General features: G+C 38.2%; 23 protein-coding genes. 16 read left to right on the top strand and 7 right to left on the bottom strand.

Features of this window, described 5'->3' with window-relative positions:
* Positions 1-48: 48 nt before the first annotated feature.
* Together H0173_RS14000 and H0173_RS13995 are read left to right on the top strand one after the other, a co-directional pair.
* On the top strand, positions 49-969 hold the full coding sequence (locus tag H0173_RS14000; protein ID WP_260631180.1) for an aminoglycoside phosphotransferase family protein: 921 nt from the start codon (positions 49-51) through the stop codon (positions 967-969).
* Between the two features lie 15 nt (positions 970-984).
* Positions 985-1,482, top strand: a complete 498-nt coding sequence (locus tag H0173_RS13995) for an NUDIX hydrolase (protein ID WP_221847138.1) — start codon at positions 985-987, stop codon at positions 1,480-1,482.
* Positions 1,483-1,558: 76 nt separating this feature from the next.
* Here H0173_RS13995 and H0173_RS13990 read toward each other — a convergent pair whose 3' ends face one another.
* Positions 1,559-2,788, bottom strand: coding sequence for an MFS transporter (locus tag H0173_RS13990; RefSeq protein WP_221847137.1), 1,230 nt, complete (start codon positions 2,786-2,788; stop codon positions 1,559-1,561).
* Positions 2,789-3,118: 330 nt separating this feature from the next.
* Here H0173_RS13990 and H0173_RS13985 point away from each other — a divergent pair, with 330 nt between their 5' ends.
* A complete protein-coding gene (locus H0173_RS13985) occupies positions 3,119-4,570 on the top strand; it encodes an alanine/glycine:cation symporter family protein (protein ID WP_221847136.1) in 1,452 nt (483 codons plus the stop codon).
* Positions 4,571-4,880: 310 nt separating this feature from the next.
* On the top strand, positions 4,881-6,233 hold the full coding sequence (locus H0173_RS13980) for an alanine/glycine:cation symporter family protein (protein ID WP_221847135.1): 1,353 nt from the start codon (positions 4,881-4,883) through the stop codon (positions 6,231-6,233).
* Positions 6,234-6,288: 55 nt separating this feature from the next.
* Here H0173_RS13980 and H0173_RS13975 read toward each other — a convergent pair whose 3' ends face one another.
* Positions 6,289-6,726: a hypothetical protein gene (locus H0173_RS13975; RefSeq protein WP_221847134.1), complete on the bottom strand. Its 438-nt coding sequence runs from the start codon at positions 6,724-6,726 to the stop codon at positions 6,289-6,291.
* A gap of 161 nt (positions 6,727-6,887) precedes the next feature.
* Here H0173_RS13975 and H0173_RS13970 point away from each other — a divergent pair, with 161 nt between their 5' ends.
* The gene (locus H0173_RS13970; protein ID WP_221847133.1) at positions 6,888-8,030 is read left to right on the top strand and encodes a DEAD/DEAH box helicase; all 1,143 of its coding nucleotides are present in this window, start codon (positions 6,888-6,890) and stop codon (positions 8,028-8,030) included.
* A 68-nt stretch (positions 8,031-8,098) separates the two neighbouring features.
* Positions 8,099-8,233 carry a hypothetical protein gene (locus tag H0173_RS22335; protein ID WP_260631179.1) on the top strand — a complete coding sequence of 45 codons (135 nt, stop codon included), beginning with the start codon at positions 8,099-8,101 and terminating at the stop codon, positions 8,231-8,233.
* Between the two features lie 47 nt (positions 8,234-8,280).
* Here H0173_RS22335 and H0173_RS13965 read toward each other — a convergent pair whose 3' ends face one another.
* Entirely contained in the window at positions 8,281-9,807 is a 1,527-nt protein-coding gene (locus H0173_RS13965) for an FAD-dependent oxidoreductase (protein WP_221847132.1), read from the bottom strand.
* Positions 9,808-9,951: 144 nt separating this feature from the next.
* Complete coding sequence (locus H0173_RS13960) at positions 9,952-10,116, bottom strand: hypothetical protein (protein ID WP_221847131.1); 165 nt, start codon at positions 10,114-10,116, stop codon at positions 9,952-9,954.
* Between the two features lie 179 nt (positions 10,117-10,295).
* On the opposite strand from H0173_RS13960, the gene rraA reads away from it, so the two are divergent.
* Positions 10,296-10,772, top strand: coding sequence for a ribonuclease E activity regulator RraA (rraA, locus tag H0173_RS13955; protein ID WP_221847130.1), 477 nt, complete (start codon positions 10,296-10,298; stop codon positions 10,770-10,772).
* A gap of 61 nt (positions 10,773-10,833) precedes the next feature.
* Here rraA and H0173_RS13950 read toward each other — a convergent pair whose 3' ends face one another.
* Positions 10,834-11,754 (bottom strand): VanW family protein, encoded by a 921-nt coding sequence (locus H0173_RS13950; RefSeq protein WP_221847129.1) that lies wholly within the window; start codon positions 11,752-11,754, stop codon positions 10,834-10,836.
* Between the two features lie 197 nt (positions 11,755-11,951).
* Between H0173_RS13950 and H0173_RS13945 the strand changes: the two genes are divergently transcribed.
* The 6 genes from H0173_RS13945 (at position 11,952) to H0173_RS13920 (ending at position 16,865) form a co-directional block, all read left to right on the top strand.
* Positions 11,952-12,296 carry a lmo0954 family membrane protein gene (locus tag H0173_RS13945; RefSeq protein ID WP_221847128.1) on the top strand — a complete coding sequence of 115 codons (345 nt, stop codon included), beginning with the start codon at positions 11,952-11,954 and terminating at the stop codon, positions 12,294-12,296.
* A 22-nt stretch (positions 12,297-12,318) separates the two neighbouring features.
* The gene (locus H0173_RS13940) at positions 12,319-12,966 is read left to right on the top strand and encodes a PspA/IM30 family protein (RefSeq protein ID WP_221847127.1); all 648 of its coding nucleotides are present in this window, start codon (positions 12,319-12,321) and stop codon (positions 12,964-12,966) included.
* A gap of 122 nt (positions 12,967-13,088) precedes the next feature.
* A complete protein-coding gene (liaF, locus tag H0173_RS13935; RefSeq protein WP_221847126.1) occupies positions 13,089-13,823 on the top strand; it encodes a cell wall-active antibiotics response protein LiaF in 735 nt (244 codons plus the stop codon).
* Positions 13,820-14,866 (top strand): sensor histidine kinase, encoded by a 1,047-nt coding sequence (locus H0173_RS13930; protein ID WP_221847125.1) that lies wholly within the window; start codon positions 13,820-13,822, stop codon positions 14,864-14,866. The genes liaF and H0173_RS13930 overlap by 4 nt, the downstream gene beginning before the upstream one ends.
* Complete coding sequence (locus tag H0173_RS13925; protein ID WP_221847124.1) at positions 14,859-15,491, top strand: response regulator transcription factor; 633 nt, start codon at positions 14,859-14,861, stop codon at positions 15,489-15,491. Before H0173_RS13930 ends, H0173_RS13925 begins: the two co-directional genes overlap by 8 nt.
* A gap of 99 nt (positions 15,492-15,590) precedes the next feature.
* Positions 15,591-16,865, top strand: coding sequence for an L-cysteine desulfidase family protein (locus H0173_RS13920; RefSeq protein WP_221847123.1), 1,275 nt, complete (start codon positions 15,591-15,593; stop codon positions 16,863-16,865).
* Here H0173_RS13920 and H0173_RS13915 read toward each other — a convergent pair.
* Positions 16,823-17,185, bottom strand: a complete 363-nt coding sequence (locus H0173_RS13915) for a hypothetical protein (protein WP_221847122.1) — start codon at positions 17,183-17,185, stop codon at positions 16,823-16,825. The two genes, H0173_RS13920 and H0173_RS13915, sit on opposite strands and share 43 nt — an antisense overlap.
* A 221-nt stretch (positions 17,186-17,406) precedes the next feature.
* On the opposite strand from H0173_RS13915, the gene H0173_RS13910 reads away from it, so the two are divergent.
* A complete protein-coding gene (locus H0173_RS13910) occupies positions 17,407-18,735 on the top strand; it encodes a polysaccharide biosynthesis protein (RefSeq protein ID WP_221847121.1) in 1,329 nt (442 codons plus the stop codon).
* An 81-nt stretch (positions 18,736-18,816) separates the two neighbouring features.
* On the top strand, positions 18,817-19,362 hold the full coding sequence (locus tag H0173_RS13905) for an RNA polymerase sigma factor (RefSeq protein WP_221847120.1): 546 nt from the start codon (positions 18,817-18,819) through the stop codon (positions 19,360-19,362).
* Between the two features lie 31 nt (positions 19,363-19,393).
* Here the strand turns inward: H0173_RS13905 and H0173_RS13900 are convergent, their stop codons facing one another.
* Entirely contained in the window at positions 19,394-19,900 is a 507-nt protein-coding gene (locus H0173_RS13900) for an acyl-CoA thioesterase (RefSeq protein ID WP_221847119.1), read from the bottom strand.
* A 315-nt stretch (positions 19,901-20,215) separates the two neighbouring features.
* Here H0173_RS13900 and ggt point away from each other — a divergent pair, with 315 nt between their 5' ends.
* A complete protein-coding gene (gene ggt, locus H0173_RS13895) occupies positions 20,216-21,985 on the top strand; it encodes a gamma-glutamyltransferase (protein WP_221847118.1) in 1,770 nt (589 codons plus the stop codon).
* The last annotated feature ends 125 nt before the right edge of the window (positions 21,986-22,110 follow it).

Below are 22,110 nucleotides of genomic sequence, written 5' to 3'. Positions count from 1 at the left end.
ATAAATGCTTCCCTTTAAAATATGATAAAAATTGAGGAGTAAATTATGATGGATCCAAAAAATTTAATAGATAAAATTCAAATTCTTACTGAGCATATAGTAATAGAAGAAATACATAAAGGTTTCTCAAGCGATAGGATTTATATCATCCATTTTGATGGCAATGAAAAGTGTATACTGCGTACTTCAAACATTAGCCAATCGGAAAGGAAAAAAGCTGAATACGATGTAATTAGTATTTTACAAAAATATAACATAAGGACATCGAAGCCAATTGAATATGGCTGCTTGGCAGATTTAGAGCTTTGCTATTATATACTTACTTATATAGAAGGAATAGATGCAAGAGATGCACTCCCTTCATTAAGCCAGAAAGAGCAATATCAAATTGGCCTTGATGCAGGCAAGGATTTAAAGAAGATGCATTCACTTCCTGCTCCATCAAATATGAAGCCTTGGAACGACAGAATTGTAGCAAAATATACAAAGTATTTAAATGCTTACCAAACATGTGGAGTCAAGCTTGCAGGCGATGATAGGATTATAAACTTTATTGAAGAAAATCTTCATTTTCTTAAGAACCGTCCTAATCGTTTTCAGCATGATGATTTCCATGCAGGGAATTTAATTGTGAATGATAAACAATATGCAGGAGTGATTGATTTTAACCGATTTGATTGGGGTGATCCAATCCATGATTTCTTAAAGGTCGGTTTGTTCAGTAAAGAAGTAAGCATTCCTTTTTCTATTGGTCAATTGGATGGTTACTTTAATAACGAAATACCTGATGGGTTTTGGATGCTATATTCAATCTATTTAGCTATGAATATTTTTTCCTCAGTAGTATGGACGAAAAATGTCGTACCAGAAAAATTAGATGAGATGATAATTCGGCTGTATGGAATTTTAGAGGACCATAAATATTTTGAAAATACAAAGCCAATTTGGTACGAAAAAATTCAGCTTTAGTAACAGGAGAGTACTATGGAGCACAGTATATATGTTAATTGGGGAGGTCATCATGTTAAACTTTCATGGCATCCCAGGAAAATTATTTCTGATACAAAGATAGTGACAAGTGTTCATGGCTACTGTTTTTTTAACGGAAAGATCCTTTTAGTGAATGTGAAAGGGAGGGGATTCAATAACCCCGGCGGACATATAGAGAATGGAGAGACTCCAGAAGAAGCATTTCATAGAGAAGCACTTGAAGAAGCTTACGTAAAGGGGACAATAAAATATTTAGGTGCTATTAAAGTAAGTCATGAAGAAAATCCATTGTTTGATCCTAATGGGAAATACCCTTTAGTAGGCTATCAGCTTTACTATAGAATGAATGTAGAAGAATATCTTCCTTTTCAGCAAGAAAATGAAACAACATCACGAATCTTGGTTGAACCAGATGAAGTCCAAAATATCATGAACGATCATTCTCTTGCGCTGATAATACTAAGAGATGCATTGGCTGAGGGGGATTTTTAGCGATATCATTTTATTTAGATATCCGAATTTAAATAGATTTTGTAGAAGTAATAAACATGAAAAAATGCCCCAAAAATCAAAGGGGCATTCTTTTTTTCTCCAAATTTATTCCGGCAACTTGGGTATGCCGGTTCATGGCTAGCAATAAGATAAGTCCGCTTAATATAAGCAATAAACTGGTTGTGACGAATACCGCAGAAAAGCCAAAATAGCCAGAAATGAGTCCGCCCATAACAGGACCAATAATATTCCCGAAAAAGCGAAGGCTCGTATTGTAGCCAAGAACCTCTCCTTGCATGGCAATTGGTGCTTCCTGGCGAATATAAGCAATTCGGACAGGAATAATCCCGCCAATTGTAACACCAAGAGTAAACCGAATAATTACGAGCTGCCAATAATTTGTGACAAATCCTCCTGGTAAATAGAAGAGCCCTGCCATAAAAAGTAAAATGATTAGTATTTTAATATAACCATAACGATCAGCAATTTTTCCCCATTGACGAGCCATCATTAAGTTGCCAAGTCCTCCGGCTGAGAATGCTATTCCTGCAAAAAATGCAAGATTTTCAGAACCATGAAGTTTACTCACATATAGAGATAGTATTGGCTGGATACTAAAATGTGCGACCTGAATAAGAGCCGAGATCAGCAGGACGGTCAGGAGAATAGGGTGGCGAATAATATGAAGAATGACTGCTTTGCTAGAATAGCTTGTTATTTTGTCATCTTTATTTTGCAGAATAATTTCTCTTGTAAATAACACGAGCAATGCCGAAAGGAAAATCGAGATTGAAGTCCATTTAAATGTATGGGCAAAACCAAATTGATCGGCCAAGATACCTCCAAGCATAGGACCCATTAAGGAACCTGTAATACTGCCGGTCTGCAAAGTACCCATGACTTTGCCTGCGATATTTTTTGGTGTCTGTGTTGAAATAAAGGCCTGTGACATTGGAATAAATCCTGTAAATATTCCCATAAATAACCGAAGCATAAAGAGCTGCCAGACTGATGTGACATATCCCATAAGGAAAATGGATAACCCCATTCCTAGTCCGGAGGCTATTAAAATCTTCTTTCTGCCATATAAATCTCCAATTCTTCCCCAGATCGGTGAGAAGAGAAATGCAGCGACGAATGTAATGGCAAACGTCCAGCCTGACCAATGCTGCACATAAGTAGCAGAAAAATTTCCAAACGTTTCAATGTACAAAGAAATAAATGGCAAGACCATCGTCATACTGCCTGCGACGAAAAAATTAGCAAACCACATGATGAATAAATTCCGTTTTGAATCTGGTTTCATTATGCTTTAAACACTTCTTTCTGCTTTTTTATTTCGCTTCCCTAAATATATTATAACGAAGTTTTTGAAAATATGAAGGAATATGCAAACTGGGCATTTTTTCAAACTTTACAGTTGTCAAGTGTAAAGTAGTGAAGAGCATATATGAAGCGTAATATTTTGTATGAAAAATGTGATATATCGGATATTACAAGCCAAAAAGGATAGTACAATATAATTATTGACATGTGTAAAAAAATAAAAAAATAATTATTGTTTTCTTTAGGTACTTGTTCTATAATTCGTAATAGGAAAAAGATTCAGAATTAACTATACAAAGGAGGAATTTATTTGGAAGCTTTTGTAAATGGGTTGAATGATATTTTATGGAGTACTCCAGTAATTTACATTTGTCTAGGTGTAGGATTATTATTCTCGATTTTTACTAGATTCCTGCAAGTTAGACACATTAAAGACATGATCATGCTCATGTTTCAAGGAAAAAGTTCTGAAGCGGGCGTTTCTTCTTTCCAGGCCTTATCTATTGCTCTTTCTGGCCGCGTAGGAACTGGTAATATTGCTGGTACAGCAACTGCAATCGCAATGGGAGGACCAGGGGCGGTATTCTGGATGTGGGCTATGGCCTTCATCGGTGCAGCAACTGCGTATGTAGAGTCGACATTAGCGCAAATTTACAAAGTAAAGAAAGATGGTCAATATCGCGGGGGCCCTGCATTCTATATTGAAAAAGGTATGGGTGTCAAATGGTTTGCCATTTTATTCGCTATCTCTGCTGTTCTAGCATTGTCATTATTAATGCCAGGTATTCAATCAAATTCAATTGCAGCAGGTATGGAGAATGCATTTAATATTCCAACATGGGTTACTGGATTATTTATCATAGCATTATTAGGATTTATTATTTTTGGTGGAGTAAGACGTATTGCAAATGTTGCGCAATTAGTAGTACCATTCATGGCTCTTGGATATATACTTGTAGCACTTATTATTATGGCCATGAATATCGGCGAAGTAGGCAATGTTTTCGCTCTTATTTTCAAAAGTGCTTTTGGTGCTGAAGAAATGTTCGGCGGCCTTGTAGGTAGTGCTATTGCTTGGGGAGTTAAACGTGGAATTTACTCGAATGAAGCTGGACAAGGAACTGGTCCGCATGCTGCTGCAGCTGCTGAAGTATCTCACCCAGCTAAACAAGGTTTAGTGCAAGCGTTTTCAGTTTATATTGATACATTATTAGTCTGTTCAGCTACAGCCTTTATGATTTTGTTTACGGGAATGTTTAATACAGTTGGTACAGATGGTAAAACAATGATCGTAAACAATATTCCTGGTGTTGCTGCTGGCCCTGGCTATACTCAGGCAGCAGTTGAAACCGCTTTCCCAGGGTTTGGAGCTGGATTCGTTGCGATTTCTCTATTCTTCTTCGCCTTTACTACAATTATGGCGTACTATTATATGTCAGAAACAAACGTTGCTTATTTATTCAAAAATGCAAAATGGCCAACGTTTATCTTGAAAATTGTCCTGTTAGTTTCAACTTTCTACGGTGCTATCAGAACAGCAGATCTTGCATGGGCATTTGGGGATGCTGGATTAGGGCTAATGGTTTGGTTAAATATGATTGCAATAATCATATTGGCAAAACCAGCAATAGTTGCTTTAAAAGACTACGAGCAACAAAAGAAACAAGGACTTGATCCTGTATTTAACTCAACCAAGCTTGGCATTAAAAATGCTGAGTATTGGGAGAATGGCTACCAAGAAGAAAAAGAGAAGGTATCTTAATAGACAAAAAGAGGTGCTTGGCAGATGCTAAGCACCTCTTTTTATTTTCTTTTTCTAAAAAATTTATAGTTCGTAAGACCCTTTTGTATCAATAGATTGGCAACAGAATTGAATTAAAAATTGAGTCAATTGAAATATAAAAATAAAAAAAATATTGTGTCTACTTTTTGAATAATATATAATTATCGTAATATGATTAATAGTCATAATTACAATAATATTCTGAAATATCAAAGGGGGATTTTTCCAGCTGGTTTTTGTTCATCGATCATCTTTTGAAAGTAACTAATACACAAAAAGGAGAAACGATATGACAGATATTTTATCAAAAATTGCAGATTTTGTCTGGGGACCACCCCTGCTCATTTTATTAGTTGGAACAGGTCTTTATCTTACAATAAGATTAGGTTTTATGCAGTTTAGCAATCTTCCATATGCTCTTAAACTAGCGTTCTCAAAAAATCAGGACAAAACTTCAGAAGGGGATATCTCGCATTTCCAATCTCTCATGACAGCCCTGGCTGCTACAATTGGAACTGGTAATATTGCGGGGGTTGCAACAGCGGTTGTACTCGGAGGTCCAGGAGCAGTATTTTGGATGTGGATTACAGCTCTAGTGGGAATGGCAACGAAATATGCTGAAGCAATTCTATCAGTAAAATATCGTACAGTTGGAAAACGCGGCGAAATGGCCGGAGGACCGATGTATTATATTGAAAGAGGTTTAGGCTGGAAATGGCTTGCTGTTTTATTCGCTTTATTTGGTTCAATTGCTGCATTTGGTATCGGAAGCTCGGTTCAATCCAATTCCGTAGCTGCTGCAGTAGAGTCAAGCTTTGGTATTAACCCTTGGATTACAGGTATTATTTTAACAATTGGAACAGGACTAGTTTTATTAGGTGGAATTCAAAGTATCGGAAAAGTTACTTCACTAATGGTTCCATTCATGGCTATATTTTATGTTTTAGGCGGACTAATTATTATTTTTGCTAATATTAGTGAACTTCCAGCTGCTTTAGGTCTTATTTTCTCTGATGCATTTACTGGACAAGCAATGGCTGGTGGAGCGATCGGATCAGTTATCCGTTATGGGGTAGCGCGTGGAGTATTCTCCAACGAAGCTGGGATGGGTTCTGCACCAATTGCAGCTGCAGCAGCAAAAACAGACCACCCGGGTCGTCAAGCTCTTATTTCAATGACAGGTACATTCCTTGATACAGTTGTTGTATGTTCGATCACTGGTATTACTTTAGTAATGGGTGGATTATATGCAAAAGGTGAAGCAACTGGTGCTGCTTTAACTACACAAACGTTTAATCTATTGCTTCCTGGAGTTGGAGGCTGGATTGTTACTATCGGTTTAATTTTCTTTGCTTATTCGACGGTATTAGGCTGGGCGTATTATGGTGAGAAATGCTTTGAATACTTGTTTGGTTATAAATCCATTGCTGTATATCGTATTATTTATACAATAACAGTTTTACTAGGAGCAGTTGCGGGTCTTGGATTAGTTTGGACAATTGCAGACATTTTCAACGCGTTAATGGCGATTCCTAACTTAATTGGACTTCTATTCCTTTCTGGTGTTGTTGTGGCTGAAACGAAAGCTTTCAAACAAATCAGAGCAAAGGAAAAAGCACTGAAAGCTAATACTGCTGCATAATATTTATGCTATAGTACAATAAAGTTCAAGGTGATTCCTATATAGAATATAGGTCTCACCTTTTTTCATTGACTAATCCAAGCTTTTTCTTTAAGTAATAATGATTAAATTGATGCTCAATGGTAAAGAAATATACTTGGTGTTCATCATCATAAATCATAATAAAAGGTTCTTCCTCAACTGGAAAAATAATTGTCAATTCATCTGCAAGCGTATAAATCCATTGATTTTTTACTAAAATAGAAGGCTGGAGAGGGATCTTGACAATAAATCCTTTTTTAGGGAAGGGGTTAATTTTTTTATAAACATCTGAAATATTGGCTAAATACTTTTCAGCTTCATCTTGAATGTCTGAAGAGAGAGCTGCTTCATTTATAACCTTTCCCTCTTCTATATGAAATACTTCAATCTTATCGTTTCCTTTTTGAGCATGAATAGGTGCAGAAAAAACAAGTAATCCTACTAATAATATGCTGTTAATTTTTCGGATCATTGGAATACACCTCATACTTAATATTCCCTTGTCAATAGAGGGTTATCCCTACAATACAACGGATTTAGACTAGACATCTTTTGCATGATAAGCTAGTATCAGTAGCGATAATGTGTTTAATAAAAGGATACATATACAATTGATATAAAAAGGAGTACTTTATGACACAAACTCTCATTAGCGGTTTAAAGCCATTTATACAAGAGGTATGGAAAAAGTCGAATTTCGATCAGCCGACAACGATTCAGTCAAAAGCGATACCGTCAGCTTTAGAAGGAAAAGATGTAATAGCAGAATCACCTACAGGGACGGGAAAGACGCTAGCTTATTTACTTCCTATACTAGAAAAAATTGAAAGTGACAAAAGAAGTGTCCAGGCAGTCATTATTGCCCCTTCACAAGAGCTTGTCATGCAAATCCTTCAGGAAATTCAAAAATGGTCAGAGGGAAGCGGCATTGGGTCAGCATCTTTTATTGGAGGTGCCAATGTTAAAAGACAGTTAGAGAAGCTAAAGAAGCACCCACATATTGCTGTTGGTACCCCTGGAAGAATGCTTGAACTAATTAAGCAGAAAAAATTAAAGATGCACGAAGTCAAAACGATTGTGCTTGATGAAGGCGACCAGCTGCTCGTACCTGAGCATTTAGACACAGTCAAAAATATTATAAAATCGGCATTAAGTGACCGCCAAACGATATTATTTTCTGCAACCTTACCAGAAGGCACAGAACGACTGGCACGTGAATTGACAGCTGATCCAGAGGTGATCAGAGTTGAAAAAGATGAAACAATTATAGCTGAAAATGTCGACCATATTTATTTCATCGCTGAACAGAGAGACAAAATTATGATGCTTGAAAAAATATCTCGGTTAGAAGAGATTAAAGCACTAGTCTTTATTAGGGACATTGGCAATCTTAATGTAATATCCGAAAAATTAGCCTATAAAAACATCCAAACAAGCATTTTACACAGTGATTTAAATAAAATGGACCGCCAAAATGCCTTAAAGAATTTTCGTACAGGAAAGACAAATATGCTGCTTGCTACAGATGTGGCAGCCAGAGGTTTAGATATTAAGGACGTCACACATGTTGTCCATTTTGATTTTCCAAAGGATTTAAAGCAATATATACATCGTTCAGGAAGAACAGGAAGATTTGGGGCAAGCGGAACCGTTATTTCCTTAGTTACAGAACGAGAGGAAAGAGAGCTGCGAAAATTTACGAAGGAGCTTGGGGTGCCTGTTGCTAAGAAAATGATGCGGGCAGGTAAAATTGTTGAACCAAGCGTAACTAAATAATCTAGGCATAAAGATTCTTATATCGCTCATACTACTCTTTGAAATTGAAAAAAGGAGATGAGGCAGCTATGGGCAGAAAAAAGCAAGGAAATGCTAATGCGCAGCGCAATACAAATGAAAAAAGGGGCAATCGAACGAGCTCTGAATTAGTGGAGTTTACTACCGGCCACAATAATCCTCAGAAAAATCGCCCGCAGGAGTAGACAGTAAAATAGAAAAATCCTCTATTCTTCAGAGGATTTTTCTATTTTTATTTAAAATCAACCTTTTTAAGCGGTTCTTTTGCCGGACCGTTTAAAACTTCACCCTCATAAGAATATCTTGAACCATGGCATGGGCAATCCCATGTTCTCTCGCCTTCATTCCATTCAGTTTCACAGCCTAAATGAGTGCAAGTAGTGTCGACGAGGTGAAGAGTGCCATCTTTATCGCGATAAGCACCGGCCCTTTTACCATTAACGGTTACGACCGAACCTTCATCTTTTTCCAAATCATTAGGGCTTTTTGGAGCAACCTCTAGCTTTCCTTTTATTAGATGACCGGCAACGTCCGTATTAATAGAAATGACTTTCTTGAGGCTTGGGTCTGCCTTGAATCTAGCTGGATCGAATAACTCCTCGTAAGGATTTCTTTGTTCGGTGATAATGTCCTTTAGCAGCATGGCCGCTGCTATTCCGTTCGTCATTCCCCATTTCCGATATCCAGTAGCGACGAGAACCTTTTTGCTGTCAGCTGTAATTCGGCCGATATAAGGGAGCTTATCCAATGTGATGATGTCCTGTGCGGACCAGCGGTAAGGATATTCTGTTATGCCAAGCACCTCTTCAGCGAATTTTTCCAATGCTTCATAATGTTTGATAGTATTAATTCCTTGTCCGGTTTTATGTCCTTCACCGCCAACGAGTATTAACTTTTCTCCATTATATGGTGTATATCTAAGTGAACGGGTTGGTTCATCTGCACTATAATACATGCCCCCAGGATAATCCGTTTTCGTTTTTACTCCTATAATATAAGAGCGTTCTTGATAGACTCTTGCAAAATAAAAGCCCTTCATATCCATAAACGGGAAATGGGAAGCAGAAATTACATATTTGCATTTTACTCGATGTCCGTCATTAGTAATAACAACTGGATGATCGTTTTCCCCTATATCAACTGCGGTTGTGTTTTCATAAACGAGTCCCCCAGCTTCGATATAATCTTGGAGCAAGTTTTTTAAGAATTTTATTGGATGAAATTGAGCTTGATTATGCATAACGATTGTTGCTTTTGTATCAATATTGAACGGTATGCCTTCTTTAAGTCTCCCATCTATTCCGAGCTTTTGGTAGGCTTCCATTTCAGTATCGATTTTCTTAGCGTACTTGTCGGAAGTAGCATAAATGATGGCATCTTCTTCACTAAAATCACATTCAATATTTTTCTCCTGCACATGGTTCCGGACAAAATCTATCGCTCTACTTTGTGCCTCATAATAAAGTTTTGCCTTTTCGATGCCAAAATGATTAATGAATTCATCATAAATTAATCCATGCTGAGCAGTAAGCTTTGCTGTTGTATGGCCAGATGTACCGGTTAGGATGTTTCCAGCCTCCAAAATGGCCACCTTTAGCCCTTCCTTTACAAGATGGTATCCAGCTGTAATTCCAGTAATTCCGCCACCTACAATGACTACATCGACAGAAGTATGTTCGGTAAGCTTTTCAAAAGATGGAAGAGGGACTTCCCTCCAATAAGACTCAGGAAATTGGGGCATTTTATTATTCGATGACATACCTTTCCTCCTATAGGTTTAATCATCCATAATTTTTCCAATTGGTGTTGTTTGTATACTAGCGGCAGAAGGAAATGACAGCAACGTTACTTATAGATAGAAAAAGCTGGCTACATATAATCTAGCCAGCTTTAATTTATTATCCTAGTTCTCACAATCGCTTTCCCCGGTTACTTCATTCTTAGGAACAGAATCAATGGAGGTTGAGTCCTCTAGATTTAATGCCTCATTCGTAAAGAAATGCAGAAGGACACCGACAATCCCTAATGAAATGACAAATCCAATTGTTGTCACAGCCATTAAAATCATATTATACCTCCCCTTAAATAAGCTATCAGGTAACAAATACAGTTGCTTATCGTTTTTTAAAAAAAGGTCTATCAATTAAGCTATATGCTTGGAAAGTACAATTTTTTCCTATCTTAAAGGGATTAAGGCTGTACATCTTGAATTTATTCATAAAATAGGTAACGGGAGGTTAGAGGAACATGATAAAAACAGCTGATTTATGTGATGAATTTGGCAAGGAAGTAGAAGTTTGCCAGAAGGAATTTCGTTCTTATGGAAGGAAGAAAAGCTTTTTTGGTCCAATCTCAACAGTGAGAGTATTTGAAGATAATGTGTTAGTTAAGCAAGCTCTAGAAACGATTCCAGAAGGAAATGTACTTGTCGTGGATGGTGGCGGTTCAAGAAGATGTGCTTTACTTGGAGATCGTTTAGGTGAAATTGCCGTTAGCAGAAAGCTTGCAGGGGTTATAATTAATGGATGTGTCAGGGATACTGCTGAGCTGGCCGATTTAAATATTGGAATTCTTGCACTTGGCAGCAATCCTTTGCGAAGTCAAAAGGATGGAAAAGGTGAACGTGATCTGATAGTTACGTTTGGCGGGGTAGACTGGAATCCAGGGGACTATATATATGCTGATGAGGATGGAATTGTTGTCAGTAGTAAAAAACTAATTTAAAAGCGAAGAGGTTTTTTTTCCTCTTCGCTTCTTTTCGCTATGCACATTTATCCTTTTAAGTTTATTTTTCCTCACTGTTACTAGGTACTTCTTCTGGCAAGATATTCGAAGCTCCTGGGACAATTCTCGGCTCATATTCAATTTCATCAGAAGAAAAGATTCTTATAACCATTTGTCCGCCAATAGCCCTGGCACGAATTAATAAAGGAAAGCTGTATTCATTTTTGAAGCTAAAATCGGGTCCATTCCAGCTAACTGCTGCATCCCTTCCAGTTGGCACGTATGGAACGCTCTTGGAGTGAGAATAGCGTTCGGTTATTTTCAGCCCAGCCCGGTCAGCCGCATTATAAAGGGTGGAGGAAACTTGACAAATCCCACCGCCAATATCCTCCGCCAGTTCACCTCTAACAATAACAGGAGCTTGCATATATCCTCTGCTCTTCGTTCGCTTGCCTACGACACGATTAAAGGAAAAAGTTTCACCAGGAAATACGACATGATTATTAATAGCCTCTGAAGCAAGCGATATATTATGAGAACGTGCTCTATTACTTGAATTAAAAAACGTTACATATCTGCCAATTTGCTTTACCCGAATATGTAATAATAAGTCCCGATCTACGCGAGGATGAATGGGAAGCAGCGGTACCGTTATCCGCGATGCATTTGTATTGTAATAATATGTATAAAACAATTCAGTGAAAGCCCTCCTGTGCAGCCTGCTGCCGACCTCTTCTTCAACTACGTTGCCTGTCCGGTCTATATAAGCATTCTTTGAAGCTGTATATGTTTGTTTATCAACTATATCCATAAGTACATTTAATTTCTTTTCGTCTATTAAGGGGAAATCCGGAAAAGGAACTGAATAATCCTGCCGGTAAACAGTAAGAACTGTTTCTCCTTCATTTTCGATGGAAAGACTATCTGCTGGCTGACCAGGCAGGGTAAACAGTAATATTCCATATAGCCACGCTAAATTCATGTAAACGCACACCTCCTAATTCTAGTATGGATAAGAGTATAGAATCCATGTAAATACACCTATTATTTTTTTTCTTATATGTATTACCTCAGACCTTGCTTCACTCGGTCTCTGGTCCTAGTTGAAAATAAAGCTCAGGCTCGTTATGAGAAACCTGAAATGAAGGTAAGATGATATCAAGAAAGGAGGAAACGAAAATGAAAAAATTCGGTTTACTATTAGCAGGAGGAATTGCAGCATTTGTATTATTGTCAAATCTGGGACCAATGGTGGCGTTAGGCATAAGCGTCGTAATTCTGTACTTCGTGTTTAAGCAATTCTTAAAAGCAGATTCAACACTTATGAAAATTGGCTGGGGGATTATCGGCTTTATCGCACTAATGGCCTCTGCTTCAAATATACCAGCAATCCTAGGAATTGCCGCTGCATATGTCCTTTACATTGTGTATAAAAAATGGAATGAAAAAAAGACAGCAGTTGTTGAAGAAAACGACCCATTCACAAATTTTGAAAAACAATGGGCTGAAATAAAGAAAAACTAATAACCTTAAGGAGAAGATGAAGATGACAAATTTATTCACTCGTATTAAAAACACAGTATTAGCCGATCTCAATGAGGTGCTTGATCAAAAAGAAAAGAAAAATCCAATTACCCTTTTAAATCAGTATTTACGTGACTGTGAGAAAGAAACGGAGAAGGTTCGTAAGCTGTTAGAACGCCAATATGCATTGAAGGAAGAGTTCAGCAGAGAGTATCGTCAAGCAGAGGAATTAGCTGCCAAGAGAAAACGCCAAGCAGAAATTGCCTCACAGGCAGGAGAACAAGATCTATACTTATTTGCTTCTGAGGAACAGGCACAGTACATGGAGCGTGCAGTTCGCCTAAAGGATGTCTTGAATCAGGCAGTACAGCAGCTAAATGAACTTGAAAGAAAATATGAAGAAATGAAGCATAAGCTGAAAGACATGCATATTCGTCGTATGGAGCTAATGGGCCGTGAGAACATGACTAGAGCTCAAGTGAAAATGAATCAGGTGCTTGATCAGCAAAATGTATCAAATAAATCAACTTCACGTTTTCAAGAAATTGAATCTTATTTAGATCACCTAGAAAACGAAGTAAATAGTTCATACTATCGCAGTACAATTGATGCACGCATTGCTCAATTAGAAAAAGATATGAAAAAAGAAGAAACCCATTCTATTTCATAGGGAAAACATGGTATTCTAAAAAGGCGTGGACAACTGCGCCTTTTTAGGAGTTTAGTAGCATATGTATTTGAAGTTCTTAGAGGCAGGATCGCATTCCGCTTTTAGAAAGGGAGGGAGACCCCATGATTAATAAAGTAAAAAGTGAATATATTAGCTGGATATTATTGCTAGGGGCAGTCGTTCTCTTCTTGGAGTTTTCTTTCTTTAATAGAGGATTGATCTTCTCCCTCCTTGTGGAAGCAGGGATGATTTATTTCGGGAGAAAATGGATGCCGAGTAAATCCGGAAAAATCCTTTTTTGGCTTGGCATTATCTTTTTAGTAATCAGTGTTTTTAGTATGATTACGCTGAAATTTTTCCTGCTGGCTATTTTAATACACTTTCTGATTCAATTTGTTCAGGCAAAACGAAATCCTGCTCATATTAAACCAATTATTCAGGAATCTACAGTCAATTTAGAAAAAGAAACCGTTATTCGAAATAAACCGCTTTTTGTTAATCAGCTATTTGGGCAGCAGAAAACACCGAATCACGTGTACGAATGGAGAGATATTAATATCCAGACAGGAATTGGTGATACGGTAGTAGATTTTAGCTATACGGTGCTTCCTAAAGGGGAAACTGTCATATTTATTCGTAATATTATTGGCAACATACAAGTTCTTGTGCCTTATGATATTGAAATAAGTGTAAATCATTCTGTATTAGCGGGCTCAATTGAAATCTTTGGTAATCAGGAATCAAAAGTATTTAATCAGACTGTGCAAGTTCAAACTCCAGGGTTTGAGCAAGCTGAACAGCGTGTAAAAATCTTTACTTCGATACCTGTTGGCGATATAGAGGTGAAGCGCGTATGAGTATAGTTCAGCGTCAAATTATCTTAGGAGTTGCAGTTGCTTTTCTCATTTGCAGTCTTTTCATTCTGTCTTTCCTATTTCGTTTTCCGCTCATTGATGGGAAAGAGCTATGGGATACACATGTAATGGATATCCCCTATATTATCTTTGTTCCAAGTGTCAGTATTTTTATTGGAACCCTTTTTGGATTGGTCTCAGGAATCAATTGGAAAAAGCAAATTCAAACTGTAGATAATTTGCTATATCATATAGAAGAAGGCCGTCAAATTGACACAAAAGAAATGGAATCCTCTCCTGATTTACATTCGATCGTAAATAGAGTAGGGAAAATTCAAAAGCAAATTGCCGAACAGGCAAAGCTATCACAAAAGCTGGCAACGGAAAAAGCGGAGGATATGGAGAATCGTGTCCAGGAAGTGATTTCTCAAGAGAGAAATCGCTTAGCCAGAGAATTGCACGATTCAGTCAGTCAGCAGCTGTTTGCTGCTTCTATGTTAATGTCTGCTATTAATGAGGCGAGGCAAGAGACAAATGAAAGAGAGACTAAGCAGTTGAAAATGGTGGAAGAAATGATTCACCAATCTCAGCTTGAAATGAGAGCTCTTCTTCTTCATTTAAGACCTGCTGCTTTAAAAGGGAAATCCCTGCAGGAAGGGATTCAGGAATTGCTAGTCGAATTATCACAAAAGGTTACAATGGATATTAAATGGAAAGTAGAAGACTTCCCTCTCGACAAAGGAATTGAAGACCACTTATTCCGCATTCTCCAAGAATCGGTTTCGAACACTCTTCGGCATGCAAAATCATCGAAGCTCGAAGTCTTGCTCATTCAAAGAGATGATTTTGTCATTTTACGTGTTGTGGATGACGGGGTTGGCTTCGATGTGGAGGAAGCCAAAGCAGGTTCTTATGGGCTTCAGAATATGCATGAACGAGCTGTAGAGATCGGAGGAACGATCAAAATTATTAGTTTGAAAAATAGCGGAACACGGCTTGAAGTGAAGATTCCTATTATTAAGCAAGAGGGTGAAGCTAATGATTAGAGTTTTATTTGTAGATGATCATGAAATGGTAAGAATCGGGGTTTCGTCATATTTGTCTGCACAGCCTGATATTGAAGTAGTGGGTGAGGCTGACAATGGAAGAACAGCCATTGATATGGCATTAGAATTACGTCCTGATATTATTTTAATGGACTTAGTTATGAAGGAAATGGATGGAATTGAAGCGACTAGAAATATTATTGAAAGATGGCCGGAAGCTAAAATCATTATTGTTACAAGCTTTCTAGATGATGAGAAGGTATATCCAGCACTGGAAGCGGGTGCTACAAGCTATATGCTAAAAACCTCAAAAGCTAGTGAAATAGCAGAAGCCGTCCGTTCTACTTTTAAAGGACAATCAGTTCTAGAGCCAGAAGTAACTGGGAAAATGATGGTGAAAATGAGGCAGAAACATCAGCAGCTTCCTCATGAAGAATTAACGAGCCGGGAAATGGAGATTCTTCTTCTTATGACAGAAGGGAAAACGAATCAGGAAATTGCAGATGAATTATTTATCGCCTTAAAAACGGTAAAAACCCATGTAAGCAATATTCTAAGCAAGCTCCAGGTCCAAGACAGGACTCAGGCTGTTATTTATGCTTTTAAACATTCTCTTACCCAATAATATTAGTTGAAAGGCCAGCTCCCAAAAAATGAGAGGGTCTTTTTTGCATTTAGATATGTTAAAATCTAACTAATTATTATGAAAACGGGTGGATAATCAATGAACAATCATAAAATTTTATCTATTTTAGAAAAAGAGCTTGTGGTAGCACTTGGCTGTACGGAGCCTGTTGCGATTGCATTGGCTGCGGCAACGGCAAAAAGTTATGCGAACGGTACCATTCAAGAAATTATCGTCAAAGCTAGCGGAAATATTATTAAAAATGCTAAGTCAGTTGGCATACCTGGGATGTCAGGAAAAGGCTTAGACTTTTCTGCAGCTCTTGGTGCAGTTGCCGGAGATCCAGACAAAAAGTTAGAATTGCTTGATGGATTAACAAAGAAAGATGAACAGCTTGCTCTGCAATTAATCTCCGAGGGCAAGGTGAAAGCCGGACAAGCAGACTCCCCAAAGAGGCTTTATATTGAAGTTACGGTGCAAACTGATCAGCATGTATCAAAGGTTGTGATTTCAGATAATCATAGCAATATCACTTTAATTGAAGTTGATGGCAAGCCTGTTTTTCTTGGGGGCTGCGAAAATATCGGCATTCAGACGGAGGAAGAAGAATTAGAGGCCTTAACGATAGATGAAATTTATCTTTGGGTACTTGAGGCCAACGTTGAGGAATTAACTCTTGTCAAAAAAAGTATAGAGTTAAATAAAACCATTGGATTAGAAGGTTTATCAGGTCAGTACGGCCTCAATGTTGGAAGAACAATACAAGAGAATGTGAAGAAAGGCTTTCTATCCGCTGATCTTGCAACAGCAGCTATGTCGCTTGCTGCAGCAGGCTCTGATGCAAGAATGGCAGGGTCGACATTGCCGGTCATGGCCAATACTGGAAGCGGAAATCAAGGAATCGCTGTAACATTGCCTGTTGTTGCAGTAGCTGAAAAGCTGCAAGTCTCTGAAGACAAAATGATTCGAGCTGTTGCGCTCAGTCATTTAGTTACCATCCATATTAAATCGAAATTTGGCCGTTTGTCAGCTCTATGCGGTGTAACAGCAGCGGGAATGGGAGCCAGTGCAGCAATCGTTTATTTGCTAGACGGCAATCTGCAGCAAGTAAAAGCAGCTGTCCAAAATACGATTGGAAATGTATCAGGCATGATTTGCGACGGAGCAAAGGCCGGCTGTGCGATGAAAGTATCCACCTGCTCAAACGTTGCAGTTCAATCAGCATTATTAGCACTTAACCACCAAGAAATCCAATCCACAGATGGCTTCATCCACGATGACGTAGAAAAAAGCATCGAAAGCTTCTGCAAGCTAGGCAATGAAGGCACCCGTCAAACAGATGAGCTTATTTTAAAATTAATGCTGGAGAAATAAATATATTTAGGGGAGAGCTGCCTATATGGCGGGTCTCTTTTTTTATAGGGAAGAGTTTTATTATGCCTGGGTGAGATGATTTTCTTCAGTTCCTGTCCGATAAAGGCCAGATATCGGACAGCTTCAACAGCTTTTCCACAGTACCTGTCCGATAAAGCAAGATATTGGACAGTTTCAACAGCTTTTCCACAGTACCTGTCCGATAAAGCAAGATATTGGACAGTTTCAACAGTTTTTCCACAGTTCCTGTCCGATAAAGCAAGATATTGGACAGCTTCACAACCTTCTCCACAAGTACTGTCCGATAAATTCTGAGGCACCACATATTTTCTTCGAGGGATCGGTTACGATCTAAGACTAAAAAAAGTGCAAGAAAGAAAAAGAAGAAAAGTTAGCCTTATTAACTTCATCACCTCATTCAAATATTAATTTTCATATTCCCAGCAACAAAAATAATAATCTAACAACTTGTCTCATATCTTATACAATATGAACCTGGTAACTAGTCGATCATTTAGGCAGATGTATAAGGAGAGGCAAAATGAATAAATTTTTCAAGGGAACATTGTTGTTGGCGGTTGCGGCCTTTGCTGGTGAAATTATTGAATTTATCGTTAATATGGTATTGGCTCGGGAACTGGGGGAGAGAGGGCTGGGGCTGTATATGTCCATTCTTCCAACGATTTTTTTAATTGTGTTACTGGCAAGCTTTGAACTCCCAATCGCTATTTCAAAATTTATCGCTGAAAAAGACAAGAAATATCATTATAGCATGCTCAACCACGTCATTAAATTAACCGTTCTATTTACAGTTATTTTACTGCCATTGGCAATCATGATTATTCCGTTTATCTCTGTCTTTGATCAGTATCATCCTTACTTAAGATGGGTTGTCATTGCTTTTATTCCTATCGTTTCTTTTTCCTCCATTACGAGAGGATTTTTTATGGGCAAGCAGCAGATGGGGAAAATAGCAACTTATAATCTAGTAAGAAAATTGGTCCAGCTTTTATTACTTGTATTTTTATATCAATTTTTCCAGTTTGATATGGAAACCGCTGTTTTCATTGCGTTCTGTACGTTCATAGGCAGTGAAATTATTGTCTTTTTCTATTTATTGCATATGTTTATCCTGCAATTCCAGCAGGTGAAGAGGGCGCCGAGTGAAAGAATTAGCGGCAGTTCCGTCCGAAAAAGCTTACTTGCTGTTTCCGTCCCTACAACTGCGCTAAGAGTTTTTCATGCTCTCACCCACGCAATAGAACCGTTTCTTATTAAGGCAGCTTTATTACGAGCTGGTGTAAGTGGTGTGGTGGCAACTGAGCATTTCGGCATGCTTGCTGGCATTGCGATGACAATCGGATTCTTCCCAGCTTTTATTGCACATTCCTTCCTCATCATGCTCATTCCAACTGTTTCTGAAGCTTATGCCGAGAAAAATCATGAAAAGCTACAAAGTCTGCTGCAGCAAGTATTTATCATTACTTGTCTATATGGAATTCCGGCAGTTATCTTATTCTACTTTTTCGCAGAACCACTGACATTGAACTTTTTCCATTCCACTGACGCTGCTATTTACTTGCAGTTGCTATGGCCGTTTTTTCTGTTGCACTATTTCATTATACCGATGCAGGCATTTTTAATTGGTTTAGGACTTATGAAAGAGGCTTTTTATCATTTTGTTTGGTCCACAATCGTTTCCTTCTCGGTTATGTATGTCCTTGGTTCCATGCATAGTTTCCAGATGGATGGTATCATCATTGGTATGAATGCGGGTGCTCTTATATTATTCCTAATGCACTATCTGACAATCTGTAAGAAAATTGGTGTTAATCTGCTGCTATCTCCAGAAAAAAACTTCCAGTCATAAAATCTATCAAAGCTGTAGGGGGAGCATCCCTGTTTTCCGTCTATTCATATGAAGGATATTAAAGGCAAGGAGAAAGTTCAAATGCAGTACCAAAGAGAGGCCAATCTAGAAAAAGAGAAATATTTTGAGGAATGTATCGTTAACTATGGAAAGTCCTTGTATCTTTACATTTTTTCTTTAGTCAAACATAAGGAGCTAGCGGAGGATCTTTATCAAGAGGTGCTGCTTTCAGCCTTCTCAGCACTTCCTGGATTTGAAGAAAAAGCAAAGCTTAGGAGCTGGCTATATACAATTGCCATGAATAAATGCCGAGATTATTGGAGAAAAGAAAAACTGCAAAAACAATTCTGGGAAGAAAAGGTTTTTCTGTTTACCGAGAATTCAACAATTTCTTGTCCACCTGAAGAGGCAGTTTTGGAAGTATGCAGCAAAATTGAAATGGAGGCTACACTCCAGTCTCTTCCAAAGAAGTATCGTGAACCGCTTTGGTTGTTTTATTTCAAGCAGCAATCTTTAAAAGAGATTAGCGATTTAACTAGTACACCAATTTCGACTGTAAAGACTAGAATGAAACGTGCCAAGAATTATCTTCGGCCAAAAATAGAGTATCTCGTTGCAAATCAATAGAGCAGCCAAGTTTAATGGCTGCTCTATAATATTAATCCTCTTTTTTATAAGCTTCTACTAGGCTTACACTATCTTTTCTACGCTTTTTACGAATCTCTGCACGTTCTTTTGCAGAATCATAGAGGCTTTTCTCTTCGTCTGTTTCCGGGAGTACCTGTGGCACTGGTGTAGGTTTGCCATTTTTATCTACAGCGACCATTGTTAAGAAAGACATAGCACAAATATTGCTTTCCCCTGTTAATAAATCCTCTGCTGTTACTTTCACGAAAACCTCCATGGATGATCTTCCTGTATATGTAACAAATGCTTCTAAGCAAACAGCATCTCCTTGATGAATAGGGTGCAGAAAATCAACTGAATCTGTTGAGGCCGTGACTACATTTTTTCTTGCATGGCGCATACCGGAAATGGCTGCTGCATCATCTATGTAAGCCATTAATTTTCCTCCGAATAACGTCCCATATGCGTTCGTATCCGGCGGTAAAACGATACTGGTTTTCACTACATAGGATTCCTTACATCTTTTTGCTTCTAGCATAATGTCCTCCTAATGGTACTTATCTGTTTGATCAAAATAATCATATCAAAAAGATATTAATTCTGTTTAAAGTTTATTTTTTTTAAATGTTTATAAAATTATTGCTATCCTCGTTGAAAATAACACTTTTTATTAGTATGCACGTGTTTGATGGTCATTATTTTGTAAAAAAGGATCGTTATAGGAGAAAATTCTCTTCTTAGATTAGGATATAGGACATAATATTCAATTCATTAATAGAAATACGTAAATTTTCATATTCTTTTTTGGTTGTCATAAATTTAAAAATGAACGAGTTTACCAAGGGGGAGAAGAATGGGGAGAATTTTAAAATCTAGTTTCATATTGGTATTTAGTGTTCTTTTATTAATCGGGACACTGCCTTTTCATGCTGAGGCAAAAAACAAAAAAGTGGACTATGGTCCATATAGTCAGGTTGCCGTTGGAAAAAATGGCATGGTGGCAACTGCTCATCCTGTAGCATCGAAAATTGGAGCTGAGGTACTGGAGAAGGGAGGAAATGCGATCGATGCGGCTGTTGCTATTCAGTTTGCCTTAAATGTAGTGGAGCCAATGATGTCAGGCATTGGCGGCGGCGGTTTTATGATGGTGTATGACGGCAAAACGAAGGAGACAACAATTATTAACAGCCGTGAAAGAGCCCCACAAGGCGCAACTCCTAATATGTTTTTAGATAAATACGGTAATCCGATTCCATTTGCTGAACGTTCTACAGGAGGAAAGGCAGTAGGAGTTCCAGGAACGTTAAAGGGCTTGGAAAAAGCTTTAGAAAAATGGGGCACTCGTCCAATGGAACAGCTGATTCATCCTGCCATTACTCTTGCGGAGAAAGGCTTCCCAATTGATTCTGTGCTTGCTGAAGCTATTGAGGAAAATAAAGAAATGCTTTCTCGCACAGCGGCCAAAAATGTGTTTCTACCTAAAGGAAAGCCATTGCGTGAGGGGGATACTCTTGTTCAAAAGGATTTAGCTAAATCATTCAAGCTAATTCGGTCAAAAGGCACGGATGCCTTTTACAAAGGACCGATTGCTGAGGCAATTGCTGGAACTGTACAGGAATTTGGAGGCTCTATGACTGCTGGTGATTTAAAGAAATACCATGTAACGATTGATAAACCGATTTGGGGGGATTATCAAGGCTATCAAATCGCAAGCATGCCGCCGCCAAGCTCCGGTGGAGTGTTCCTGCTTCAAATGCTGCAGATTTTAGATGGTTTTCATTTATCTCAATATGATGTGAAGTCATGGCAGAAATATCATTTGCTTGCTGAAACGATGCATCTTGCCTATGCAGACCGTGCTGCTTATGCGGGAGATCCAGAGTTTGTTAATGTACCATTAAAGGGGCTTCTACATCCAGAGTATATTAAAGAGCGCCAAAGACTAATTAGTTTAAATGGAGTAAATCAAAATCCTGCTGCAGGAAATCCGTGGAAGTATGAAACAGTTTCAGCTAATTATGGGGTGAAACAGCAGCCAAATGATCGTAAGTATGGTGAGACTACACATTTTTCTGTAACAGATAAGTGGGGAAATGTCGTATCATATACGACTACCATTGAGCAGCTTTTTGGCACCGGAATTATGGTTCCAGGGTATGGCATTTTATTAAACAATGAGCTGACAGATTTTGATGCCATTCCTGGGGGCGCCAATGAAGTACAGCCAAATAAGCGGCCATTAAGCAGTATGACCCCTACGATTGTGTTTAAGGATGGAAAGCCTGTATTGACAGTAGGTTCGCCAGGCGGTCCAACGATCATCACCTCAGTACTGCAAACGATACTTCATGCCATTGAATATGATTTGGAACTGAAAGCAGCGGTTGAAGAACCACGAATTTATACAAATAACATGAATTCTTATCGTTATGAGTCAGGTATTCCTAAGAATGTTTTATCCCGTTTAAATAGTATGGGTCATAATTTCGGGTCGGAGCCTGTCACGATTGGAAACGTTCAAAGCATTTACATTGACCATAAAAATGGATTATTTAAAGGAGTTGCTGACTCCAGCAGAAACGGGGCAGCCATTGGGATCAATCCAAAAGGAAAGAAAAAATAGAGCTGATTAGGCAGCGCCACTCATTTTTTGATGGCGCTTGATTCTTTATGAAATAAAAATGAATTGCAGTTCATTTTATTGCAGGAAAATCACTAAGCCTAGTTGAAATATATTTAGGAGAGGTG

This window comes from Bacillus sp. S/N-304-OC-R1 (genome assembly GCF_019749375.1).
GTDB lineage: Bacteria > Bacillota > Bacilli > Bacillales > Cytobacillaceae > Cytobacillus.
The sequence above is the reverse complement of the archived record's forward strand: the minus strand, read 5'-3'. Positions and strand labels throughout refer to the sequence as shown.